Annotated in this window: 20 protein-coding genes and 1 other RNA gene; 8 read left to right on the forward strand and 13 right to left on the reverse strand. The window is 54.7% G+C overall.

Annotated elements, in window-relative coordinates; all coding sequences use genetic code 11:
- The first annotated feature begins 90 nt into the window (after positions 1–90).
- The 3 genes from ubiG (at position 91) to ssrA (ending at position 1952) form a co-directional block, all read left to right on the forward strand.
- A complete protein-coding gene (ubiG, locus tag IEV29_RS07170) occupies positions 91–786 on the forward strand; it encodes a bifunctional 2-polyprenyl-6-hydroxyphenol methylase/3-demethylubiquinol 3-O-methyltransferase UbiG (protein ID WP_188380523.1) in 696 nt (231 codons plus the stop codon).
- 50 nt (positions 787–836) lie between these two features.
- Positions 837–1508, forward strand: a complete 672-nt coding sequence (locus IEV29_RS07175) for an HAD family hydrolase (RefSeq protein WP_188380524.1) — start codon at positions 837–839, stop codon at positions 1506–1508.
- A gap of 67 nt (positions 1509–1575) precedes the next feature.
- Positions 1576–1952: a transfer-messenger RNA gene (gene ssrA / locus IEV29_RS07180) on the forward strand.
- Between the two features lie 31 nt (positions 1953–1983).
- Here ssrA and IEV29_RS07185 read toward each other — a convergent pair.
- A complete protein-coding gene (locus tag IEV29_RS07185; protein WP_188380525.1) occupies positions 1984–2190 on the reverse strand; it encodes a hypothetical protein in 207 nt (68 codons plus the stop codon).
- 1 nt (position 2191) lies between these two features.
- Between IEV29_RS07185 and IEV29_RS07190 the strand changes: the two genes are divergently transcribed.
- Positions 2192–5956, forward strand: a complete 3765-nt coding sequence (locus IEV29_RS07190) for an ATP-binding protein (RefSeq protein WP_188380526.1) — start codon at positions 2192–2194, stop codon at positions 5954–5956.
- A 216-nt stretch (positions 5957–6172) separates the two neighbouring features.
- Here the strand turns inward: IEV29_RS07190 and IEV29_RS07195 are convergent, their stop codons facing one another.
- Both IEV29_RS07195 and IEV29_RS07200 read right to left on the reverse strand, forming a co-directional pair.
- Positions 6173–9187 carry an FAD-binding and (Fe-S)-binding domain-containing protein gene (locus IEV29_RS07195; RefSeq protein ID WP_188380527.1) on the reverse strand — a complete coding sequence of 1005 codons (3015 nt, stop codon included), beginning with the start codon at positions 9185–9187 and terminating at the stop codon, positions 6173–6175.
- Between the two features lie 127 nt (positions 9188–9314).
- On the reverse strand, positions 9315–10538 hold the full coding sequence (locus IEV29_RS07200; RefSeq protein ID WP_188380528.1) for a pyridoxal-phosphate-dependent aminotransferase family protein: 1224 nt from the start codon (positions 10536–10538) through the stop codon (positions 9315–9317).
- 257 nt (positions 10539–10795) lie between these two features.
- Here IEV29_RS07200 and IEV29_RS07205 point away from each other — a divergent pair, with 257 nt between their 5' ends.
- Positions 10796–11509 (forward strand): GntR family transcriptional regulator, encoded by a 714-nt coding sequence (locus IEV29_RS07205; RefSeq protein WP_188380529.1) that lies wholly within the window; start codon positions 10796–10798, stop codon positions 11507–11509.
- 117 nt (positions 11510–11626) lie between these two features.
- Here IEV29_RS07205 and IEV29_RS07210 read toward each other — a convergent pair whose 3' ends face one another.
- The 3 genes from IEV29_RS07210 to IEV29_RS07220 all read right to left on the reverse strand — a co-directional run bounded on the left by IEV29_RS07210 (position 11627) and on the right by IEV29_RS07220 (position 14731).
- On the reverse strand, positions 11627–13129 hold the full coding sequence (locus IEV29_RS07210) for a tripartite tricarboxylate transporter permease (protein WP_188380530.1): 1503 nt from the start codon (positions 13127–13129) through the stop codon (positions 11627–11629).
- An 11-nt stretch (positions 13130–13140) separates the two neighbouring features.
- Positions 13141–13665, reverse strand: a complete 525-nt coding sequence (locus IEV29_RS07215; RefSeq protein ID WP_188380531.1) for a tripartite tricarboxylate transporter TctB family protein — start codon at positions 13663–13665, stop codon at positions 13141–13143.
- A 67-nt stretch (positions 13666–13732) separates the two neighbouring features.
- Positions 13733–14731 carry a Bug family tripartite tricarboxylate transporter substrate binding protein gene (locus IEV29_RS07220; protein ID WP_188380532.1) on the reverse strand — a complete coding sequence of 333 codons (999 nt, stop codon included), beginning with the start codon at positions 14729–14731 and terminating at the stop codon, positions 13733–13735.
- Between the two features lie 322 nt (positions 14732–15053).
- On the opposite strand from IEV29_RS07220, the gene IEV29_RS07225 reads away from it, so the two are divergent.
- Positions 15054–16181 carry a DSD1 family PLP-dependent enzyme gene (locus IEV29_RS07225; RefSeq protein WP_188380533.1) on the forward strand — a complete coding sequence of 376 codons (1128 nt, stop codon included), beginning with the start codon at positions 15054–15056 and terminating at the stop codon, positions 16179–16181.
- 362 nt (positions 16182–16543) lie between these two features.
- Here IEV29_RS07225 and IEV29_RS07230 read toward each other — a convergent pair whose 3' ends face one another.
- Entirely contained in the window at positions 16544–17095 is a 552-nt protein-coding gene (locus IEV29_RS07230) for a TetR/AcrR family transcriptional regulator (RefSeq protein ID WP_188380534.1), read from the reverse strand.
- 243 nt (positions 17096–17338) lie between these two features.
- On the opposite strand from IEV29_RS07230, the gene IEV29_RS07235 reads away from it, so the two are divergent.
- Complete coding sequence (locus IEV29_RS07235) at positions 17339–17848, forward strand: HPP family protein (RefSeq protein WP_188380535.1); 510 nt, start codon at positions 17339–17341, stop codon at positions 17846–17848.
- Here IEV29_RS07235 and IEV29_RS07240 read toward each other — a convergent pair.
- From IEV29_RS07240 to IEV29_RS16260, 4 genes are all read right to left on the reverse strand, one after another.
- Positions 17827–18318 carry a GNAT family N-acetyltransferase gene (locus tag IEV29_RS07240; protein ID WP_188380536.1) on the reverse strand — a complete coding sequence of 164 codons (492 nt, stop codon included), beginning with the start codon at positions 18316–18318 and terminating at the stop codon, positions 17827–17829. The two genes, IEV29_RS07235 and IEV29_RS07240, sit on opposite strands and share 22 nt — an antisense overlap.
- Before the next feature lie 108 nt (positions 18319–18426).
- Entirely contained in the window at positions 18427–18744 is a 318-nt protein-coding gene (locus IEV29_RS07245; protein WP_188380537.1) for a carboxymuconolactone decarboxylase family protein, read from the reverse strand.
- 214 nt (positions 18745–18958) lie between these two features.
- Positions 18959–19240: a helix-turn-helix domain-containing protein gene (locus tag IEV29_RS16335; protein WP_373868120.1), complete on the reverse strand. Its 282-nt coding sequence runs from the start codon at positions 19238–19240 to the stop codon at positions 18959–18961.
- Positions 19237–19359, reverse strand: coding sequence for a hypothetical protein (locus tag IEV29_RS16260; RefSeq protein ID WP_268234294.1), 123 nt, complete (start codon positions 19357–19359; stop codon positions 19237–19239). Before IEV29_RS16260 ends, IEV29_RS16335 begins: the two co-directional genes overlap by 4 nt.
- An 88-nt stretch (positions 19360–19447) precedes the next feature.
- Here IEV29_RS16260 and IEV29_RS07255 point away from each other — a divergent pair, with 88 nt between their 5' ends.
- A complete protein-coding gene (locus IEV29_RS07255; protein WP_188380539.1) occupies positions 19448–19993 on the forward strand; it encodes a hypothetical protein in 546 nt (181 codons plus the stop codon).
- Positions 19994–20068: 75 nt separating this feature from the next.
- Here IEV29_RS07255 and IEV29_RS07260 read toward each other — a convergent pair whose 3' ends face one another.
- Both IEV29_RS07260 and IEV29_RS07265 read right to left on the reverse strand, forming a co-directional pair.
- The gene (locus IEV29_RS07260; protein ID WP_188380540.1) at positions 20069–20875 is read right to left on the reverse strand and encodes a PAS domain-containing protein; all 807 of its coding nucleotides are present in this window, start codon (positions 20873–20875) and stop codon (positions 20069–20071) included.
- A gap of 320 nt (positions 20876–21195) precedes the next feature.
- Positions 21196–23103 carry a hybrid sensor histidine kinase/response regulator gene (locus IEV29_RS07265; RefSeq protein ID WP_188380541.1) on the reverse strand — a complete coding sequence of 636 codons (1908 nt, stop codon included), beginning with the start codon at positions 23101–23103 and terminating at the stop codon, positions 21196–21198.

The following is a 23103-nucleotide window of genomic DNA, read 5'->3' on the forward strand; positions in this document are numbered from 1 at the left end:
GCTCACGCGGGGTTTTTTTTTCGCCTTCAACATCATGCGGCTCAATCCAATGCATGACCGCTCACGACGTTTCACGTTATCATTCAAAACATGAATGCAGATCCTTTAGAACTCAAGAAATTCAGCGACATCGCCCATCAGTGGTGGGACCCTACTTCGGAATTCCGACCACTGCACGAGATCAATCCACTCCGACTGGAGTGGATTAACAGCCGTGCACCATTGGCCGGCAAGACCGTGGTTGATGTTGGCTGTGGCGGCGGCATTCTTGCTGAATCCATGGCAAAGAAGGGCGCGAACGTGACCGGCATCGACCTCTCGGAAAAAGCGTTGAAGGTTGCCGACCTTCATAGTCTTGAGTCTGGTGCACAGATTCGCTATGAGCTGATCGCCGCTGAGGAGCTTGCCGCACGCGAGCCAGGACAGTTCGATGTCGTGACATGCATGGAGATGCTGGAGCACGTGCCAGATCCAAGCGCCATCGTCAAAGCATGCGCGCAATTGGTCAAACCAGGTGGCCATGTGTTTTTCTCGACCATCAACCGTAATCCCAAAGCTTATTTGCACGCGATTATTGGTGCGGAGTATCTGTTGCGCATGCTACCGAAAGGCACGCATGACTATGCCAAATTCATCACGCCGGCAGAGCTGGCACAATTCACGCGTTTTGCAGGCCTGGAAATCGCGGGATTGAAAGGCATGGGATTCAACCCACTGACCAAGATTTACTCGTTGAATAGCGATACCAGCGTCAATTATCTGGTCGCTTGCACGAAACCTGCCTGACAAAAGCATATCGACCTTGTGTCGATATGCTTTCTGCATATTCCATACGCATGACACTACGCAAACCTCGCGCTGTCCTCTTTGATCTGGATGGCACACTGGCTGACACGGCGCCTGATCTGGCGGGTGCCGTCAACATGTTACGTACTGCACGCGGACTGACTCCAACCGATTATGCGCTGCTTCGCCCTGTGGCCTCGGCCGGAGCGCGTGGGTTGATTGGCGCTGCATTCGGCATCACGCCGCAAGACGCCGAGTATCCCTCCTTGCGTGATCAGTTTCTAGAAAACTATGCAACGCATATTGCCGTGCATAGCCATCTATTTGCAGAGGTACCGGCGCTACTCCAGGGACTGGAGCAGCAATCCATCACGTGGGGCATCGTCACGAACAAAGTGACTTACCTGACTGAAAAGCTGGTACCACAAATCGGCTTGGCGCAAGCGGCATGCGTCATCTGCGGTGACACAACAGCACATCCCAAACCGCACCCAGCACCATTGCTCGAGGCGGCAAACCGCATCCATCTTCCACCGGAAAGTTGCTGGTACGTCGGCGACGATTTGCGTGACATTCAGGCAGGTCATGCTGCCGGCATGACAACCATCGCAGCTGGCTGGGGATATTGTGGTGCGACGCCAACCGTTTCATGGGGCGCAGATATCACGATTGATTCACCATACCAGTTGCTTGATCTGATTGCACAAGCATCTGCCGCATAATCAAACATCGCAGCACTTGAATCTTCGCTCAAGCACCACATCTATTGCGTTACAATGGCAGTGCTTTGGGGACGACCTGGTTTCGACAGGGGTTGCAAAGCAGCGCAGGGCATACCGAGGACTGGTTACCTCGTAAATACAGCCGGAAATGCTTAAATGCAAACGATGATTCTTACGCTCTCGCAGCGTAAACCTCTAGAAACCTAAGAACCTTCTAGCTCTACACCATCTCTTCCCTGGGGTGGGCTGGCAACAGCAGTAGAGTCATACACAGGGAATCGCGTTCTGCCGGGTTACTTGGCAAGACGTTAAACAATAGGTGACTCGCCTGTCCGCAGCGTGCGCGTCCGCGTCGTACAGGTTAAATCAAATGGCAGCGCTAAGTATGTAGAACTGTCTGTAGAGTGCTTCTGGACGCGGGTTCGATTCCCGCCGTCTCCACCAGAACATGTATCAAGTAGTCCAAGAACCCGCGTCAATCCTTGTGATTGCGCGGGTTTTTTCGTTTTTTACCCAAGCCGGCAAGCAAGATATTCATTGGCACCGATAAATACCCACGCGCGCGGTAAAAAAGAGGACACCCCGATTTTTTCTCTGCAAAACTGCCAGCTATAATCGTTGGCAATATTGCTAAATTGGCGCGACCGTGCTCCCGGTGTGAGGGGCATCCACCTTCCTTCACGATGTCCCTCCCCTCAAACGATTTAAGCTGGCTGTCCGGCGGCGGTGAAATGGGCGAACTGATTCGCTCCATGGATTGGTCCAAGACCGCACTCGGCCCTCTCGAAACATGGCCGCAAAGTTTGCGTACCTCGGTTAGTCTTTGCCTTTCCTCTACCTTCCCGATTCTCATCGCTTGGGGGCCTGACGACATCCAGATCTATAACGATGCGTATCGGCCGATCTGCGGCAATTTGCATCCGGGATCGATGGGGCAGGATTTCAAGATTTGCTGGGAGTCGGCACTGCCCGTCGTTGGCGACAAGTTCGATCGTGCGCATGAAGGCGAGGGCACGTATATCCGTGATCAGCGGATGTTCCTCGATCGCTACGGCTATCTTGAAGAAGCCTTCATGACGTTTTCGTTCTCGCCGATCCGTATCGAATCGGGCAATGTCGGCGGCGTGTTTCACCCGATTTCTGAAAGTACCGACAAGGTTCTGTCGGCCAGAAGAACGCAGGGCCTGCGCGAACTGACGGCGCTGATCGCTAAATCCCGCACGGTGGATGAACTGTGTTCGCTGATGGCCGAGCAGCATCCGTCTCTGTTACTGGATCTGCCTTTCCTGCTGGTCTACGAGTTCGACAAGGATGGGCAAACACTGCAACTGCGTGGTCAGGCTGGGTTGAAAGACCATTCGCCACTCGTGGTCGAAACAGTTGGCATCGATCATCCTGCGACGTGGCCGTTTGACCAGGCGCTGGAAAACCGATCCATGACGCTGGTGACGGATCTTGCCGCCCGGTTTGGCGCATTCGACTGCGAGCCTTATGCGGAAGCGCCGCACACGGCGGTATTGCTCCCGATTACGATCGCCGGTCAAAGCCAGCCATTCGGTTTTGTGGTGGCCGGTGTCAGTGCGCGGCGCGCATTGGATAAGGATTACGAGAGCTTTTATGACTTGCTGATGAATGCCGTCAATACGGCGGTCGGCAATGTCGTCGCTTACGAGCAGGAGCAGAAACGCGCAGAGGCCCTGGCTGCCATCGATCGTGCAAAGACGGTGTTTTTCTCGAATGTCTCGCACGAATTCAGAACGCCGCTGACCTTGATGCTTGGCCCGCTGGAAGACTCTCTGAATGATCTTGAAGAGCCTTTGGGAAAAGCGCAAAGAGATCGTCTGGATGTCACGCACCGCAATGCGCTTCGACTGCTCAAGCTGGTCAACGGCCTGCTTGATTTTTCGCGGATCGAAGCAGGGCGCGTACAAGCCACGTATGCGCGTACCGATCTGTCCAAGCTGACCGAAGACCTAGCGAGTGTCTTTCGCTCGGCAATGGAAAAAGCAGGACTGTCCTACGATGTGCAGGTGGATGAGCTTGTGGAAGATGTGTATGTCGACCGCGACATGTGGGAAAAGATCGTTTTCAACCTGTTATCCAATGCATTCAAATTTACCTTGACCGGATCGGTCACGGTGCGCCTGCAACGGCATGGCGAATGGGCCCGGCTGACCGTAAGCGATACCGGTACCGGTGTGCCTGAACATGAATTGCCGCGTTTGTTTGAACGATTCCATCGGATTGAAAGTGCGCAGGGCCGCACGTTTGAAGGCACGGGGATCGGTCTTGCATTGATACAGGAGCTGGTCAAACTGCACGGTGGCAGCATCACCGCAGAAAGCAAGCTGGGCGTCGGCACGACCTTCTTTATCGATGTGCCGTTTGGCCATCACCATCTTCCGGCGGAGCAGTTGCTGGAGCAGAAAAATGCGGACGACGCATCCGGCAAGGGTGAAGCCTTTATTCAGGAAGCGCTGAGCTGGCTACCCGATGCAACAGAAACACAGCCGGCGACACAGCACGCCGTCGAAGGTAATGAAGAGGTGGGCGCACTGAGCCAGCCTGCACGCATCCTGATCGCTGACGACAATAGCGATATGCGCGCCTACCTCAAGCGGCTATTCGACAAGCAAGCGATTGTCGAGACCTGTACCGATGGCGAACAAGCCTATCAGGCCGTCCTGCGCTCGCCACCGGATCTGCTGCTCAGTGACGTCATGATGCCGAAGCTGGATGGCTTTGGATTGATTGCCAAGGTACGGGGCAATCCTGCGATCAAGGATGTGCCGATCATTCTGCTATCGGCCCGCGCGGGTGAGGAAGCCCGGCTGGAAGGCTTGCAGGCAGGTGCGGATGATTATCTGGTCAAGCCGTTTTCAGCGCGTGAACTCATGACGCAGGTGCAGCGCCAGATCGATATCCATCGACATCGCAAGGCTGCACGTCATACGCTGGAGCAAAGCGAGTTTTATTTCCGCTCGCTGGTCGATACGTCACCGGCCATTTTGTGGCTGACCGATACCAAGGGCATGTGTACGTACTTGAGCAAGAGTTGGCAGGGCTATACGGGGCGTCAGGCGGGTGAAGATCTGGACGCCAACTGGCTCGACTGCATCCATCCGCAGGATCGCGCCGCTGTCGAACAAAACTTTACAGCAAGCGTTGGCAAGCAAGTCGCTTTCAGCCACGACTATCGCCTGCGCCGTAGCGACAACGAGTATCGCTGGGTCGTCGGTGCCGCAGCACCGCGGTTTGACGTGGAGGGTCACTACGTCGGACACGTCGGTACCGTGGTCGACGTGCACGATACCAAACTGCTTGCGCAGGATCTGATCGAGGCCAATCAACGTCAGAGCGAATTTCTGGTCACCCTGGCGCACGAACTGCGCAACCCCCTCGCCCCGATCCGTAATGGCGTCGAGCTCTTGCGCATAAGCGAAGGCAAGCTGAAGAACGTGGGCAACATCCATCGCATGATCGAACGTCAGGTTGCCCATTTGACGCATCTGGTAGACGACCTGCTGGATATCGCACGCATTACACGCGGCAAGATCAATCTGAAAAAGCAGCACGTTGCGCTCAAGGATGTACTCGGCGACGCAGTCGAAATTAGCATGCCGCTGATCGAAGCTGGGCACCATCGCTTGACGCTAGACATTGCAAGCGACGATACGGTTATCAACATTGACCGACATCGAATTGCACAAGTCATCAGCAATTTGCTGAACAACGCTGCCAAGTACACGCCTCCCGGCGGGAACATTCATCTGCATGTACAGCGGGAAGGAAATCAGATTGCCATCCATGTCGAGGATGACGGCGTCGGTATCCCAACAGAATCACTCAACAGCGTGTTTGAGATGTTCACTCAAATCCCCAGTGAAATCGAACGCGCACAGGGTGGTCTGGGTGTGGGACTGCATCTGGTCAAGCGTCTGATCGAGCTGCATGACGGGCAGGTTCGTGTGCATAGCGACGGCCGCAACCGAGGAAGCACCTTTTCGGTCATTTTGCCTTCGAATCTCGGCGAAACGGCATCGAAAACCGAAACGGCAGCCACAGCACCCGACATGCAAGCTGCCCTGCGCATCCTTGTAGTGGATGACAATCAGGATGCGGCGGACAGCCTAACAGCCGTGATGGGGAGCCTTGGGCACGACGCACGTGCCGTGCACAGAGGCTATGAAGCGATTAGTGCAGCCACGAGTTTTATCCCGCACATCGTGTTTCTGGATATCGGGCTACCCGACATGAGCGGGTATGACGTACTGGCACGTGTGAAAGAACTCCCTCGCATGAACGAAACAGTATTCGTGGCATTGACTGGATGGGGAACAGAGTCGGATATCACACGCTCCAGCCAGGCTGGATTCCATCATCATCTCACCAAGCCTGCCTCTATCGAAACATTGCTATCAATCCTATCTGGCTCGCATTCTTCCTGAAAAAGCATTGTTTGCCTTGGCATCGGCGATTTTCGGAAAGCAGAGACCGGCAATGCAATCGGCGTGAGTATTCACGCCAAGGTACCGCCATGTACATGAGCGTAACCATACGATCACATTAGATAGTTGCTTCCCAACTTAAACAGTCATTCAAACAGAACAGCATTTTTAAAGATCTGTGACCAATACGCGCAGTTTTGAACTGCATGTATTGATTCACTTTTCAATATGGCCGTTTTTCTGCAATGCCATTGCCAGCACGCGCGCTGCATGCAACGGCGTTTGTTGCGTTCCATCCTGAATCTGATGCCGGCAACTCGTCCCGTCGGCAACAAAAATCGTTCCCTTCTCGGCTTGGCGGATTGCCGGAAGCAATGACAGCTCGGCCATCGCCAGCGACGCTTCGTAATGCTCTTCCTCGTAACCGAAGCTACCGGCCATTCCGCAGCAAGACGATTCGATGACCGATACATCGAGGTCCGGAATCCACTTGAGAATTTCGGGCACGGGACGGAAGGCATCGAAGGCCTTCTGATGACAATGTCCATGCACCATCGCCTTGTTGGATGACAACGGCTGCAGATCGAGCTTGAGACGATCGGCCTTGCGTTCGCGTACGAGGAACTCCTCGAACAGGAAAGCATTGTCGGCCAGACGATGCGCTTCCTCGCCATAACCGTAGTTCAGAAACTCGTCGCGCAAGGATAGTAAACACGATGGTTCCAGGCCGACAATCGGCACCCCACGCTCGACGAACGGCATCAGTGCATCCAGCGTGCGACGCGCTTCTGCTTTAGCTTCGTCAACTAGACCAGCCGACAGGTAAGTACGACCGCAGCACAACGGACGTTCGCCTTCACGCGTGTTGAAATGCACGGTGTAACCCGCAGCTTCCAGCACCTGCTGCGCGGCGCGCGCATTCTCCGGTTCCATGTAGTTATTGAAGGTATCGACGAATAGCAGCACTTCCATGCCACTCGCCTTACTCGATCGCGCCGAGGCGTTCGAAAGGAAAGACGTCTTGAATGCTGGTGATGAACGTTGTGGTGCAAGTCCAATGGACTTCTTGATCCAGCCACCGATGAATGGCAACTTTTCTCCTGCGCTCAACAACCCACCAAAGCGACTCACGATCGGTGCGTAGCGTGGCATGAAAGCGACAATCTTGTCGCGTAGCGTAATGCCATTGCGCTTGGCCCATGCTGCACGTGCCTCGATCTTGAAACGCGCCATATCGACGCCGGTCGGACAATCGCGCTTGCAACCCTTGCACGACACACACAGATCCAGCACCTCTTTGACCTCGGCACTGGCCAGTCCTTCGCTCCCCAGTTGCCCGGAGATGGCAAGGCGCAGCGTGTTGGCACGACCACGCGTGACATGACGCTCGTCCTTGGTGATGCGATAGCTCGGACACATCGTGCCGGCATCGAACTTGCGGCAGTGGCCATTGTTGTTGCACATCTCCACAGCCTTGGCCAAACCACCGGTCAGATCGTCTCCCGTACCCGGTTCTGTTTCCACACCGGTTGCAGGATCACGTTTGACGTTCCATTCGGACCAGTCGAGTTGCGTGGTCATCGCAAGTTCGCGATAGCCGGGCTTGAAACGGAAGTTGCTGCGCTCGTCCATCTTTGGTGGACGCACGATCTTGTCCGGATTGAAGCGGTTGTCCGGATCGAACAGGTGCTTGATCTCGCTGAATGCCTGATTGATCTTCGGACCGTACTGCCACGCTACCCATTCACCGCGACACAGGCCATCGCCATGTTCACCCGAATAAGCGCCCTTGTATTCGCGCACCAGCGCCGAGGCTTCTTCCGCAATGGCGCGCATGTCGGCCGCGCCCTCGCGACGCATGTCGAGAATCGGACGCACGTGCAATGTGCCCACGCTCGCATGCGCATACCAGGTGCCTTCGGTGTGGTACTTGTGGAAGACTTCGGTCAGCTTGTTCGTGTATTCGGCCAGATGCTCGAGCGGTACCGCACAATCCTCAATGAACGAGACCGGTTTGCCGTCGCCTTTCATGCTCATCATGATGTTGAGGCCGGCCTTGCGTACATCCCACAGCGCCTTCTGCTCGTTGGCATCCAGCATGTTGACGCAGGCGCCGGGCAAACCCAGATCGCTGACGAGATCGTTCAGTGCCGAAAGTCGTTCGGCCAACATCTCCTTGTCGTCACCGGCGAACTCCACCAGCAAAATCGCATCCGGCGAACCGACCAGTGCTTTTTGGATTACCGGACGGAAGGCTGCGATATTGAGCGAGAGCTCGATCATCGTGCTGTCGACAAGCTCGACCGCAACCGGCAACAGCTTGACGATGTGCTGTGCCGAATCCATCGCCTGATAAAACGTCGGGAAATTGATGACACCCAGAACCTTGTGTTTCGGCAGCGGTGCCAGCTTGAGTTTGATCTGCCGGCTATAGGCCAGCGTGCCTTCCGATCCGACAAGAAGATGTGCCAGATTTGCGGAGCCATCATCGGTATAGGCACGCTGATTCTGGCAATCGAATACGTCGATGTTGTAGCCACCCACGCGACGCAGCACCTTGGGCACGCGTTCGATGATTTCCTCGCGCTCGCGCATGGCGATCTCGCGAATGCCATCGAGCATCGGTCGCAAGGCAGCCGTTTGCATCATCGTATCGAAGGATTCGAATCGCGTTTGCGATCCATCTGCCAGCACCGCGTCGATCGCGAGTACGTTGTGCACCATGTTGCCATATTCGATCGAACGCGAGCCGCACGAGTTGTTGCCGATCATGCCACCGATCGTGCATTGCGCAGCGGTCGAAACATCGACCGGAAACCAGAGTCCGTAGGGCTTCAACCATGCATTCAGGTGATCGAGCACCATGCCGGGCTCCACGACGATGGTGCGTGCCACCGCATCGAACTCGATGACGTTGTTGAGCCACTTGCTGTTGTCGATGACAAGTGCTTCACCAACGGTTTGACCGCATTGGCTGGTGCCACCACCGCGCGCAAGGATCGGCACCTTCTCCGAACGCGCGATATCCAGCGCGAGCAGCAAGTCTTGCTGGTCGCGCGGTACAACCACACCAATTGGCATGATCTGGTAGATCGACGCGTCGGTTGCATATCGGCCGCGATCAGCTCGCCCGAACAGCACGTCTCCGCGCAATTCCTTGCGCAGACGTGCGGCAAGCGGGCTGTCTGCAGGGCTGGCTTGTCGAGCGAAATGAATCGGCTTCACAGTCATGTTGCTTGCATCCCTTGCCCGCAAGACGATGCGGGCGAATCTGCGTACCGCAACCTGACGGAGCGGCACGCCAAACATCAAGTAGAAACTCTCGATGGTCGAAGGTAAAACGACGTTATTCGCGGATTCAGGAAACCCTCTGCAAGCGCGGTGTTTCCTGTCCGCTGGCAGACAGGTTCTCCATCGCTGCTGCCACGCCACTACCCGCCAGCTTGATGCCAGCCAGCTTCAAACCCATCTCGCAACCCGCAAGCGTCGCCATCAGCGTCAGTTCGTTGGCTTCGCCCAGATGGCCGATGCGGAACATGCGCCCCTTCATCTTGCCCAGGCCGGTTCCCAGCGACATGTTGAAGCGCTCGTAGATCACCTTGCGTACGGCATCGGCATCCACACCTTCCGGCGTCATCACACCGGTCAGTACCGGCGAGTAGACGGCAGCATCCTTGCACTGCACTTCCAGCCCCCAGGTATCGACGGCAGTGCGACAGGCAGCAGCCAGACGTTGATGGCGTGCGAAAACGTTATCCAGTCCTTCGCCCAGAATCATGTCGAGTGCTTCATGCAAGCCGTAAAGCAGGTTGGTGTTCGGTGTGTAGGGCCAGTAACCGACCTTGTTCATTTCGATGATTTCGGTCCAGTCCCAGAACGCGCGCGGCAGCTTGGCGGTCTTGCTTGCTTCAATGGCTTTTTTAGAAACGGCGTTGAAGCTGATGCCCGGTGGCAGCATCAAACCTTTTTGCGAACCGGAGACGGTCACGTCCACCCCCCACTCATCGTGACGGTAATCGGCACAAGCCAGACCTGAAATCGTATCGACCAGCAATAGTGCGGGATGGCCGACCGAATCGATTGCCTTGCGCACCGCGGCGATGTTCGAGGTCACACCAGTCGAGGTTTCGTTATGCACGACGCACACGGCCTTGATCGAATGACCGGTATCGGCACGCAGACGCTCGGCGATCATGTCTGCCTGCACACCGCGACGCCAGCCTTCGATACCTGGCAAACCCAGGAATTCGGGCTTCAGACCAAGTGCTTCTGCCATCTTCTTCCACAGCGTCGCGAAGTGACCGGTTTCATACATGAGTACGTGATCGCCAGGGCTCAGCGTGTTACTCAGCGCCGCTTCCCATGCGCCGGTACCGGACGCCGGATAAATAATGACAGGCTGCGAAGTTTTGAAAATCTTCTGGATTCCGGACAGGACCTTCAGGCCCAGCGCACCAAACTCCGGGCCGCGGTGATCGATGGTCGGATAGCTCATCGCGCGCAGGATACGATCTGGCACGGGGCTCGGACCGGGAATCTGCAGGAAGTGGCGACCAGCGGGATGGAAATCGAGCGTCAGCATTACTGTCTCCTCAAAAAAAACCGTCAAATTGAATTTTGCATACAAAATACTTTATCAGACGAAGTGAATTAGGTAAAGCGATTGCATGCAATCCTGACGTGGTCGCAACGCCACGCCTTGTTATAAATGGATACAAAAAGCATATGGAAGCAATGACTTACTCTGTCTGGCAGCATGGAGACTCGTGACGCAATTTTCCATATTGCATACAATTGCTTTAAAATAGCGCCACATCTATGACCCTTTCCACGCATACCATGAGTGAAACCGTCCTGCCCGGAAGCAGCCCGATCCTGCCGAAGGTCGAAAGACAGCGTCTGCACGACGCTGTTGTGGAACACCTGCAAAACCTGATCATCGAAGGTGTCCTTGCGCCGGGCACCAAGCTCAACGAACGCGAAGTCTGCGAACGTCTCGGTATTTCGCGTACGCCACTGCGCGAGGCCATGAAAGTGCTGGCCTCCGAAGGCCTGATCGAGATCGCGCCGAACCGCGGTGCCTTCGTCTCCAAAATGAGCGACACCGAGATCTGGGAGACTTTCGAAATGATGAGCGGCCTCGAAGCCTTGTCCGGCGAACTGGCTGCCGAACGTATCTCGCCGGCCGAAATCGCCGAGATCAAGGCCCTGCACGACGCCATGCTCAAATGTCGCGCCGAGCACGATCTGCCGGGTTACTACAGTCGCAACCAGACCATTCACAACAAGATCAACGAAGCGGCACGCAACTCCGTACTGCGCCAGATGTATCTGTCCGTAAACCGTCGGTTGCAGACTCATCGTTTCAAATCCAACTTCAAGGAAGCAAAGTGGGACCGCGCCATCAAGGAACACGAAGAGATGATCGAGTCGCTCGAAACGCGCGACGGCAAACGCCTGGCAGCCATCCTGCGTCAGCACTTGCTGGACAAGCGCGATTCGGTCATGGAAGACCTGCGCAGTCTCAACGGCAAGCAAGCCGTCGGTAGCTGACAAACACAGCGTCACGACCGGCATGCCCGATGTCTTGTTCGTCGGCATCGTCGTAAAAAAAGCCTGGGAGAGCCCAGGCTTTTTTTATCCGGACCGCGTGCGGGAAGTCGCTGCATGTCAGGCAGGTGTCGGCGACCGCATGCGGCTGATCAATCCGCTGACCAACGGCCAGACCAGTGCGATCACGGCCAGCGTCATCACGGTGCCGACCAGCCCATTACTCCAGAACACGCTGAGATCGCCCTTGGAACCGACCATGGTCTGACGGAAGGCATCTTCGGCACGATCGCCGAGCACCAGTGCCAGCACCATCGGCGCCAACGGATACTGCAGCTTCTTGAAGATGTAACCGACTACACCAAAAATCGCCATCAGCCAGATATCGAACGACGCACCGTGCACCGTGAATGCACCGATCGCGCAGATGACCATGATGGCCGGTGCAATGATCGAAAACGGAATGCGCAGGATGGCAGCAAACAGGGGCACCGTACTCAACACCACGAGCAGGCCGACGATGTTACCCAGGTACATGCTGGCGATCAGGCTCCAGACAAAATCCTTCTGTTCGACGAACAGCATCGGCCCCGGCTGCAGACCCCAGATCATCAGACCGCCAAGCAGCACGGCGGCAGTCGCCGAACCCGGAATGCCAAGTGCCAGCATCGGCAGCAAGGCACTGGTGCCCGCGGCATGCGCCGAGGTTTCCGGTGCCAGCACACCTTCCACATTGCCCTTGCCGAACGAATCGGGCTGACGCGCCATCTTCTTCGCCATGCCGTAGCCCATGAAGGATGCAGCAACGGCGCCACCCGGCGTGATGCCGAGCCATGCACCGATGACCGACGAGCGGATCAGCGTCAACCAGTACCTGGGTAACGAGGCCCAGGTCTTGAACACGACCTTCAGATCGATGGTCGCCTTCTTGCCCTTGAATGCCAGGCCTTCTTCCATCGTCAGCAGAATTTCGCTGATACCAAACAGGCCGATGACTGCAACCAGGAAGTCGAACCCGCGCAGCAGTTCGGGAATATCGAAGGTCATGCGCAGTTCGCCGGACACCGTATCCATCCCGACCGCCGCCAGCATGAAGCCGATACACATCGAAATGATGATCTTCGCTTTCGGCTCCTTGCCCATGCCGATGAAGCTGCAGAAGGTCAGGAAATAGACGGCGAAGAATTCGGGCGGTCCGAACCGTAGCGCAAACTTCGCCACGATCGGCGCCAGAAAGGTGATGATCACCACGCCGAACAGCGCGCCGAAGCACGAGCCGGTAAATGCCGTCGTCAATGCTTCGCCAGCCTTGCCCTGCTGCGCCATCGGATAACCGTCGAACGTGGTGGCAACCGACCACGCCTCGCCCGGGATGTTGAACAGGATGGAGGTGATCGCACCGCCGAACAACGCGCCCCAATAAATACAGGAGAGCAGGATGATGGCCGAGGTTGGATTCATCGAAAAGGTCAGCGGCAACAGAATCGCCACCCCATTCGGACCGCCGAGGCCGGGTAGCACCCCCACCACGATACCCAACAGGATGCCGACGAACATCAGCCCCAGGTTGTGCATGCTGAAGACATGGCCGAAGCCGCCCATCAATGCATTAAGTTCTTCCATGATCGTTCCCCTCAGTAACCGAACATGGCTTCCAGCGGCCCTTTAGGCAGCGGTACCTTGAACTGGATTTCGAACACATAGAAGAACACCAGCATCATCAGAATCGATACCAGTCCGCACTTCCACCATGGGAACTTGCCGAGAAAGAGCATGAAAGCGGCAATGAACAGCGTTGATGCAACGTAAATGCCGAGAAAGCCGATGGCCGCGATGAAGACCACCAGCGGGACGAGAATGACGGCCACCAGCTTGGCCTGCTCGATCTCGAGGAAGGCGTTGCGATTGTTTTCGCGAATCGCATGAAAAACGACGAAGGCCGACGCGATCAGTACCACCACGCCGAGGCGCAGCGGGAAATAACCGGGTTCCGGACCGTAACCACCCCAGCCAGCACCCAACTGGTAATTACTCCAGATGGTGCTGGCCGAAGCGAGTGCGAGGATGATCGCAACAGCGATTTCCGCCGTGCGCATGGTAATGACGGTGGGCGACGCAACGCGCTCCTCCTCCGTCTGCTCGATTTCGGGAATTTGCATATTCAGCTACCTGTTTGGGGACTGCAGAGCCGGCCGCACATGGCACTCTGCAGTCGGATAAAAAGAATTACTTGGTGAAACCGGCCTCGGTCATGATCGTTTTGTGCAACTGCTCATCCTTCTCGAGGAAGCCTTTGAGCTCGTCGCCCGTCATGAACTCGGGTTTCAGTGCATTCTTTTCCAGGTAGCTCTTCCATTCCGGCGTCTCCGTCACTTTCTTGAGGAGATCAACGTAATACTGCTTCTGCTCGGGCTTCACACCGCCCGGCATCAGGAAGACCCGCAGCATTTCATACTTCACGTCCAGACCTTCCTCTTTACAGGTTGGAATATCGGACCATGCTTGGGTCTTGGTGATTTTTTCCTTGTAAGGGATACGCGTATCGGAGAACACGCACAGTGCCTGGTGCTCGCCTGCGCGCCATTGCGAAACGGATTCCGAAGGATTGTTCGGATTGGACTGGATGTGGCCGCCGGAAAGCTGCGTCGCAGCCTCGCCGCCGCCCTTATAAGGAATGTAGAGGAATTTCGCGCCGGTCTTCTTCTCGATCATCATCGTGATCATGTGATCTTCGCGCTTGGAGCTCGTGCCCCCCATCTTGAAACCTTCCGGCTTCGCCTTGACGGCATCGATGAATTCCTTCTGGTTCTTGTAACCGGCTTGCGAATTCACCCAGAGAACAAACAGATCCTGCGCCACCATCGCGATCGGCGTCACATCGCGCCAGTTGAAAGGCAACTTGGTCGCCAGCGGCGTGGTGTAGATGGAGGAAGAAGCGACGATGATCTTGTGCGCATCGCCTTTCGAGCCCTTGATGTCCAGCAGGCCTTCCGCACCGTTGGCGCCAGCCTTGTTCTGCACGATCAGTGGCTGCTTCATCAGATTGTGCTTGGTGATGATGCCCTGAATATTGCGCGCCATCTGGTCGGACGCGCCGCCCGCACTGAATGGCACGACGAGCTCGACCGGCTTGGTCGGCTCCCAGGCGGCAGCACTCAGGGCGGTGCCCATGGCTGCGAGGAACATCGCGATTTTGCTGGAACGACGGATAGTGCTGTTTTGCATGATGCTGTCTCCTTATATTGGGGCGGGTTGCCTTTTATTGATTCAATATGCATCAGCTGCGAACACGGGGCTCACATCCTGAATGGGTGATGGCCTGCTCCTGCCATCGGGTTTCCTACCTTTCCTGAAAACTTTTCTAGGCGATCATTGCCGCCAAATTTAGAATATTGAATACAATATACATATTGAGAAGAATGTCAATCGTTGAGCGGCAGAGTTTTTTGTAACGTTTCTCCTCTTGCGTCAGCGTTTTTTGGCCATTTATTTACTTGCGCGCAGTGACCTTAACAAAAATTTTGCATGCAATTTTGAAGGGATTCCCATGAATATGGTTGCAGATCTTGCTCTTCCCCCACTCGCCACCATCGGCGCCCCGCTCTCTACGGTCAGTACGCCGGCGTTGCTGCTGGACCTGGATGCGTTCGAGGCAAATGTCAGCGCCATGGCTACGATGGCCAGCAAAGCCGGCGTGGCATTGCGCCCGCATGCCAAGGCACACAAGTCGAGCGCCATCTCGCAATACCAGATCGGAGCCGGTGCAGTCGGCATCTGCTGCCAGAAACTGACAGAGGCCTATCCGTTCGTCCGTGCCGGCATCGATAACATCCATATCAGCAACGAGTTCGTCGGGGCCGACAAGGTCGAGATGGCCATTCATCTGGCACGGCATGTGGCATTGAGCATCTGCGTCGATCACGTCGCGCAAGTGCATGCGGTCGGCCAGGCTGCCACTGCAGCCGGTGTACGGATTGGGGTATTCCCGGAAGTGGATATCGGTCAGGGGCGTTGCGGCGTAGAGTCCGAAGATGCGTTGGCTGCACTCGTCGACGCCATCGCGCAATACGACGGCCTGAAATTCCGCGGCTTGCAGGCCTACCACGGCGGTATCCAGCATGTCGCCGGATGGCACGCGCGGCGCGACGCCGCAGCACAGTCAGCCGACAAGGCAGCGGCCTACGTTCGCTTCCTCGAAGCGCGCGGTGTGCGCTGTCCGGTCGTGACGGGCGCCGGGACCGGCACGGCGGAGTTCGATGCATTCAGCGGCGTCTTCACCGAACTGCAACCCGGCTCCTACATTTTCCTGGATGGTCACTACGGCAGCAGTGAATGGATCGGCACGCACAAGCCGCGTCACGGCCTGTTCATCGCCGCCACCATCATGAGTTCGGCCAAACCCGGCAAGCTGGTCTGCGATGTCGGCCTCAAGGGCGTGGCCGTGGATTCGGGCTTGCCGCGCGTGCACGGCACTGCCGACCTCCACTGCAGCGCCGTCAATGACGAACACGCCATGCTCAAGACCTCCGTCACGCAGGATCGGCTGGGCGAGCGCCTGCTGCTCATTCCCGGTCATTGCGATCCCACCTGCAACCTATACGACCAGTTCGTCTGTTTCCGCGGCGGAATTGTCGAAGACATCTGGGCAATCGATGCGCGGGGTCTTAGCCAGTAAGGCGTCGCTTCTTCAACTGCTTGCTGTGGCCGACAGCAGCGTGTCCGTCCGACTCAAGCATACATAGCGAACAAAAGTCTTGTTGCCGCAATACCAGCGTCGGAACAATTCCAGATAGTCCCCTCTCGATCACTCCATTTGCCATTCACTTCAGCAAGCTGAATTGCGTTCTTTAATTAGAGGCTGTTTCCGGTGCAATCGACAAGGGCCTTCGGTTGCCATCTTCTTCCGTGCGATTGCTATTAAAAGCCAGACGGTCAAGTGTACGAATTTTTCTGCATATCTAACCTTGATTTGATTCGTTTTAAATGCCGGCGGGAGGCACCCAACATGGACACTTACCGGATCAATCCACAGGTTCCTTACGACGCTTGCAGCAGGCCTTTTGCCACGTCCCACGCGTCTGCTGCTGCATGCTTTTCTCCGATGACATGCGCGGCATCGATTGCGCCATCCAGCAGCAGGTTAATTTGCCGCGCCAGTTTTCGTGAACTCGCACCGTATTCTTGTTTCAGAATACCTTCGATGTAATCAATGATCAGCTCCTTATGGCGGGCAGCCATCAGGTGTATCGGGCTTTCCCGGTCATGAAATTCGGCAGCTGCGTTGATGAACATGCATCCATTGAAATCCGCACGCTTAAACCATTCATCATGCCAGGTAAATAGCGCCTGAATCTTGGTCGATGTCGTCTTCTTGGAATCTGCCGCCGCCATCAACGATGTGCGGAAGTAGTCGTCGCGCTTCGTCAAAACCTCCAGAATCAAATCGGTTTTGGAAGGGAAATATTTATAGAGCGTCATTTTGGCGACACCTGCTTCAGCCAAAATACGGTCGATACCCACAGCTGTGTACCCGCCTTCAGCAAAAAGCTCCATCGCTTTGCTTACCAGCAGTTCTCGTTTATCTGCCATTACTTTTATCACTCCGTTTGGGCGAAAAAATCACCTTAGCAATCAAGGATTGTCCCATAAGGCAACGAGCAAGAAGTGTGCGCATAAACAACATGAACAAAAAATGCAAAAAGTATTTGCACATCTCAAATTCAAAGCTTAATATACAGACCTGTCTGTATTAAAAAGATTATACAGATTGTAGCCAGGTTCGGGGGATCCGTGCCGCTGATAGGCAATCAACCATTTCGGAGAACAAATATCATGAATCACTATCTTTCTAAAATGCGCGGCGGCGCCACGTTGCCACCTCAACCTGCTCTTCGTCTGGTGGTGATTGCCTGGCTTGGTGGCTTTCTTGCCATTGCAGCGGTAGGACTGCTGACAGATGCCAGCAATATGCCATTGGTGCTTGGCTCGTTCGGCGCGACTTGTGTGATGGTGTTCGGCTTTCCTGACTTGCCGTTCTCACAGCCGCGCAACGTCATTGGCGGACATTTCATCGCAACCCTCACCGGCCTGGTTTTCTTGACCATGTTTGGCCCACATTGGTGGAGCATGGCAGCTGCTTTAGCAACGGCGATTGCGTTAATGCTGATTACGCGTACGGTTCATCCGCCTGCTGGCTCCAATCCGGTGATTGTGATGCTGACGCTTCCAGGTTGGGATTTCCTCATCACACCAACATTGCTGGGCTCGGTCATTGTGATCGCAGTTGCCGTCCTTTATAACAACCTCATTAAAGACCGGTCCTATCCCAAATACTGGGGATGATATGCAAATGAAAAGCGACCAAACGGTCGCTTTTCCAAGCGGACGTCACCGTTGCCGATATTCATCGTACTGCGCCACCCGAGGTGACGATAGAGCCTTGCAGCACGACTATCATTTTCAGTTTCCAGCCAGATCATCTCGTGCTCTTTGAATAAAGCACGTTCGCAAACATCGATAAGACAGGAGCCGACGCCCTTGCCTTCATGTACCGGCGATACAAAAACCGCAAACAGGCATCCGCTTTCTAAATCAATCATTGCAAACCCGACCACTTCATCGTCGATCTCCGCCACCCACGTGCAGGCATTTGCAGCAATGGCTTGCATGACGAACGCTGGCGTTACGCCAATCTCATTCAGTTCTTCATACGTTAGTGCGTTCTCTTGAACTGAGGTTCTCACTTTGAAAATTGCATCGACATCTGAAGGCCGCGCAGGTCGAATAGTGAAGGTATTGTCGGGATTCGTCATTGGTACGATTTCAGCATGGCGTGTGGTTGCTCACAACATCTGCCATAAGCAGATGCCAGATTATTCTTTTCTGAGTAAAAGGATTGTGCGTCCTGCCTTTCAAATGAATCAGCTGTCAAAGGCACTCAAAGCAATCGGCAGCGATTGAATGACGTTGTTTCCAACCGCCGGCAGCCCTGCAAGAACAGCACTAATGACTTCCTCACGACTAGCGCCATGCTTCTTTGCTTCGCGCACATGAAATGGCAGGCCGCTTTCCAAGCGAGTAGCAGCGAGTATTCCTATGTAAACAAGAGCTTCCGTTTTCGCATCCAATCTTGATGCCTCGCCCAGTTGCTGCACTGCACCCAGCCAGGCTTTCTGATGTGCGGGCGCTTCTTTTACAAATGTTTCGAACGCATGACTGATTTGTGATTTATCGTTCATATAGATATCCAAATTATGGTCCGCTGAAATAGGCAATACATGCCACTGGCGCATCGTTGGGTGCGCTCTGACAATATCCGTGACGGAGCTTTTCTATCAAGGAGTTGTGTAAGTAAATCAACTCGCCATCGAAGTGAAAGAAAAACCAAGGTTCGCCGTGAGCAAAAGCACCTGTAGAACGAAATAATACAGTCCGGGACAGATTACAGGCCTGCTACCTCAGCAACCTGTACATCCAGAATGCCTCGCTATGCTCTACCAACGCCTTGAGTTTTAATGGTGACAGGCCAGTTACCCTCCGCACTTCCCTGCCAAGATGCGATTGATCGGCATATCCGCTCTTGATCGCAATGTCTGAGAAGTCCAACCTTTCCTCATTCGACGTCCGGGCGCCATGTGAGATTGCACGTTCAACCCGCGCATAGAGCTGAAGATCGCGCAAGCTCTGCCCCGTCCAGTACTTGACCAAACGCTGAAATGACCTCTGTCCCGTTATTCCGGTGGTGTCGACTCATTGACCCAGAGACGATTCAGCAGACACTGAACCTGGTCAAACGGATTGGCATGACCATCAAATTGCACGTTGACCAACTGATCCAAGCGCTTACCCGACATCAAGTCCTCCAAAGGGAGAACAGAACCAACGCATTGGCTCATCGGGAGATCAAGCAGCCGGGCCAACGCTTCTGGATAGCAACTAACCGTGCGACCACTACAGGCGAACGCATTCGCCTTTTATCGTGCCCTGAAAGTCATTCCCGATCTCATGATGGTATGCCATGGCTTATGGAACAATACGCAACGTGTCGTTCAATACAATAGCGAACATTTGCTGCTCAATGCGCGCCTCGCAAAGAGCGAGGTGGATTTTTCAGGCGATAACTGGATCTTTCGGTTCTGCGATGCAGACGGCGGATTGATAGCAGACGGTTCGGTGCCGGCCACGCGCCGGCAGCCGACAGCAGACATCTTGAAGATCGCATTGCAGATGGGACTTCGTAGTCTGCTCGATCTGCTGAGAGCGCCCTGTTTCAAATTGCCTGTCGTGAACACGCGACGCCAGGGCGACGTTTGCAATCATGTTTGCACAACCTACACCGCTTGCGACAAGCCTCTCATCAGAAGTGCAACCGATAGCGACTTGATAGCCGTGCGGGAGCCCACCTACGCAGAACTCGATTTCAGGATCACCTTTGTGCAGGTATTGAAAGATATAGGTTTTATATTCATGCGACCAACGCCGCTTTGAAACAGAAGCATTATCGACGGCCAGTTAACAGGCAGAATGGCAGTGATGTAAGACACTGGGCAAGGGCTTGATGCCTCATCTTATGGAACAGACTCCCATGGTCTGACTCTGGAACGCATGGACATCAAAATTGATACCGACCCATTCACGAATGCTTCCATCATCGTTCAGCACAGGCACTGCGCGACCAATGTTCCAGCGATATTCGCCATCAAGCCGTTGCAGTCGATAGACCGCTTCGTACATATAGCGGTTTGTAATACTGTCTGCCCATAACTTGAATGTCTTCTGCTGGTCGTCCGGATGAATAACGTTTAGCCAACCGTAGCTTCGCCATTCCTCGTATGTCTGCCCGGTGAAATCACGCCAGGTCTCAGAATCCTCTTCAACCGCACCTTCCGCTGACGTAGTCCAGACCAGCTGCCCCGTTCCCTGTATCAATGACTGGTATCGCTGTTCAATCAAGCCAGTGGTGCTGGTAGAGCGGATTCGCTCACCGACGTCCTCGTACATCAACATGACTTCCTGCACGCTCCCCGCCTCATCAAAAATGGGGTGCGCATAGCCGCTTACCCAACGCGCTCGTCCAAACGAGCCGAGTTGTGCCGCGTCATACAAGAATGGAGGGATTTGCAGGGATTCGCCGGCAAACGCGCGACGGACAATCGCGGTAACGCCTTTGTCGGCAAGCTGTAAGTCAGTGAAAATATTCCATTCGGAACTAAGAATGTAATCTTCGAGATCGTCGCCATCAGCCAATTGCCAGAGGGCTAGCCATGGCTGACTGACTCGAGATGTCCGCCCGTCTTTTGTCACAACCTGGATGGCAAAGGATGTCTGGTCAAACGGTATCTTGAAATGTCTTCTAGAGCGGATCAGCATGACTCATTCTCCAATGTGGTTTTTCGACTAATCGTGAACCATTAAGAAATGCAATTGCTGAGATGTCGATGGCACAGGTGCGATATCAGGTCAGTGCGAACTAGGTATCCTTTTTTAACAGGTTACACAAGCCAGGAGAAAAATGCATGGCCATGGTCTTACTGGCGGTGTCTTTGTGCACCAGTCGCAATCCGCAAGCAAATCTGGGACCGACGCATCAGCGATTGCAATCCGAGAGAAGGTTGCCCCGCACACACTGCACAGCCGCGCGTCCGGAAACGTTGTCGCCCTCCCCGTTCCAGGAAGCCCGACCACGCTCGTCACCGCGATTTGGTCAGATAGGGCAACAAATCATTCACGGCAGCCGGTTTCAGAAAATGATGGTCGAAACCGGCTTCTATGGCGCGCGCCCGATCCTTCGCTTTCCCGTATCCCGAGAGCGCAATCAGCCTTGTCCCGGAGAGACCCTCTTTTGCGCGCAACTGAGTAGCGACCTCATACCCTGTCATTCCCGGCAGACCTATATCGAGAATGACGACGTCCGGCAAGAACGACTCCGCCAACACCAGCGCACTCGGCCCATCGTAAGAGTATGCAACTTCAAAATTCAGCGTCTTCAACGCCATGACGAGCATCTCCGTGGCATCGATGTTGTCATCCACAACCATGACACGCTTCGCCTTTTCCTTTAAGAACAGAACGTTTTCTTGGGAAATGACTTGAGGCGCCTCAGCATCCGATGTCTCCGACAGAATCGGCAACCATACTTCAAATGTGCTGCCTCTATCCACTCCGTCACTTTTTGCGCAAACCTGACCACCATGCAAAGTGACAAGATTTTTGACGAGTGACAGGCCAATTCCAAGACCATCCTGCGCGCGATCCGATGCGTGATCCACCTGCACGAACAAATCAAAGATATGCCCAATGTTTTCGCGGGATATGCCGATCCCGTTATCGCTCACCGAGATGTTGATCTGGTTTCCCACTACACTTACCTTGAGGGAAATATGTCCACCTTGCACGGTGTACTTGGCGGCATTATTCAAAAGGTTGGCGATCACCTGCGATAAGCGGGTGACATCACCCAATACTTTCAAATCGTCTTCAGGCAATTCCACTGACAAAGTGTGCCGGCGACTGTCCAGAAATGCCTGTGTCGCCTCCACCGCCGCCATCACAAACGTTTTGACGGATAAAGGTACGCAACGAATGTTGACTTTCCCTTGCGTGATGCGCGAAATATCCAGCAAGTCATCCACCAGACGCATGAGGTGACGCGTCTGGCGTTCTATCATGAGCCGGCCTTTCTCAATCTGGGAGAGGTCTTGGGATAGCCCCATCAGCTGAACCGCATGAAGAATTGGTCCAAGCGGATTGCGCAATTCGTGGGCCAACGTGGCTAGAAACTCATCCTTTCTGCGATCAGCAGTTTGCGTTTGAAGTTCGGATTGCTTGCGTGCGCTGACATCCTGCGACACACGCGCAACGCGCGATGCCGTACCACCTTCACCTTTTACGCAGTAACCACGCTCCCCAATCCATTTTTCCCGACCGCCGATAGAAAGGCGATATTCCGTTTCGTACGGATTCAAATTCAGAAGCCCTTTGAAAAGAGCTTCAACCCTGTCACGATCGTCTTCGTGCACACTGTTCAGCCAATCAAGTGGATCGGCAGACAAGGTCCGCGGGTCACGCATAAACAGTTCTTGGTATGCCGGGTTGACATATAACAACTGCCCGTTGTTTGGCACAAACATCCAGAAAACGTCATCAATGTTTTCCGCTATTTCGCTAAACCGCAGTTCACTCTCGGAAAGTTCGCCTTCGACCTGGCGTAATCTGAGCAACGCCTTGATATTGGCGATCAGTTCTTCAGACTCGATCGGCTCGACCAGATAATTATCTGCACCGCCCTCCAGCGCCCGAATCTTGTCCGAACTGCCAAGAAAGGAGGCAGAGGTCTGGAGAATCAGGATTTTGGATGTGCTGAGATTGGCCCGCAGCATTTGGCAGACCTCAAAACCGTTGATATCGGGCAGTTTGGTATCGAGCAGAATAAGGTCTGGCGACTGATCGGAAGCTTGCTGTATTGCACCCGCTCCATGCATCGCTTCTATGACTTCAAAACCAGCCAGCCGCAGAATTCTCGATTTGGCATAGCGCGCACCGTCGTTATCGTCGACATTGAGAATCAATGTTTTGGTACGCGTTTGCTCTACGGGCAT

This window comes from Oxalicibacterium faecigallinarum (assembly GCF_014635705.1).
Taxonomy (GTDB): Bacteria; Pseudomonadota; Gammaproteobacteria; order Burkholderiales; family Burkholderiaceae_D; genus Oxalicibacterium; species Oxalicibacterium faecigallinarum.

Coding starts and splice junctions, on each gene's coding strand:
- ubiG (WP_188380523.1), top strand. CDS start 91: ATGAATGCAGATCCTTTAGAACTCAAGAAATTCAGCGACATCGCCCAT.
- IEV29_RS07175 (WP_188380524.1), top strand. CDS start 837: ATGACACTACGCAAACCTCGCGCTGTCCTCTTTGATCTGGATGGCACA.
- IEV29_RS07190 (WP_188380526.1), top strand. CDS start 2,192: ATGTCCCTCCCCTCAAACGATTTAAGCTGGCTGTCCGGCGGCGGTGAA.
- IEV29_RS07195 (WP_188380527.1), bottom strand. CDS start 9,187: ATGACTGTGAAGCCGATTCATTTCGCTCGACAAGCCAGCCCTGCAGAC.
- IEV29_RS07200 (WP_188380528.1), bottom strand. CDS start 10,538: ATGCTGACGCTCGATTTCCATCCCGCTGGTCGCCACTTCCTGCAGATT.
- IEV29_RS07205 (WP_188380529.1), top strand. CDS start 10,796: ATGAGTGAAACCGTCCTGCCCGGAAGCAGCCCGATCCTGCCGAAGGTC.
- IEV29_RS07210 (WP_188380530.1), bottom strand. CDS start 13,129: ATGGAAGAACTTAATGCATTGATGGGCGGCTTCGGCCATGTCTTCAGC.
- IEV29_RS07215 (WP_188380531.1), bottom strand. CDS start 13,665: ATGCAAATTCCCGAAATCGAGCAGACGGAGGAGGAGCGCGTTGCGTCG.
- IEV29_RS07220 (WP_188380532.1), bottom strand. CDS start 14,731: ATGCAAAACAGCACTATCCGTCGTTCCAGCAAAATCGCGATGTTCCTC.
- IEV29_RS07225 (WP_188380533.1), top strand. CDS start 15,054: ATGAATATGGTTGCAGATCTTGCTCTTCCCCCACTCGCCACCATCGGC.
- IEV29_RS07230 (WP_188380534.1), bottom strand. CDS start 17,095: ATGGCAGATAAACGAGAACTGCTGGTAAGCAAAGCGATGGAGCTTTTT.
- IEV29_RS07235 (WP_188380535.1), top strand. CDS start 17,339: ATGAATCACTATCTTTCTAAAATGCGCGGCGGCGCCACGTTGCCACCT.
- IEV29_RS07240 (WP_188380536.1), bottom strand. CDS start 18,318: ATGACGAATCCCGACAATACCTTCACTATTCGACCTGCGCGGCCTTCA.
- IEV29_RS07245 (WP_188380537.1), bottom strand. CDS start 18,744: ATGAACGATAAATCACAAATCAGTCATGCGTTCGAAACATTTGTAAAA.
- IEV29_RS16260 (WP_268234294.1), bottom strand. CDS start 19,359: ATGTCGGGTAAGCGCTTGGATCAGTTGGTCAACGTGCAATTTGATGGT.
- IEV29_RS07260 (WP_188380540.1), bottom strand. CDS start 20,875: ATGCTGATCCGCTCTAGAAGACATTTCAAGATACCGTTTGACCAGACA.
- IEV29_RS07265 (WP_188380541.1), bottom strand. CDS start 23,103: ATGCCCGTAGAGCAAACGCGTACCAAAACATTGATTCTCAATGTCGAC.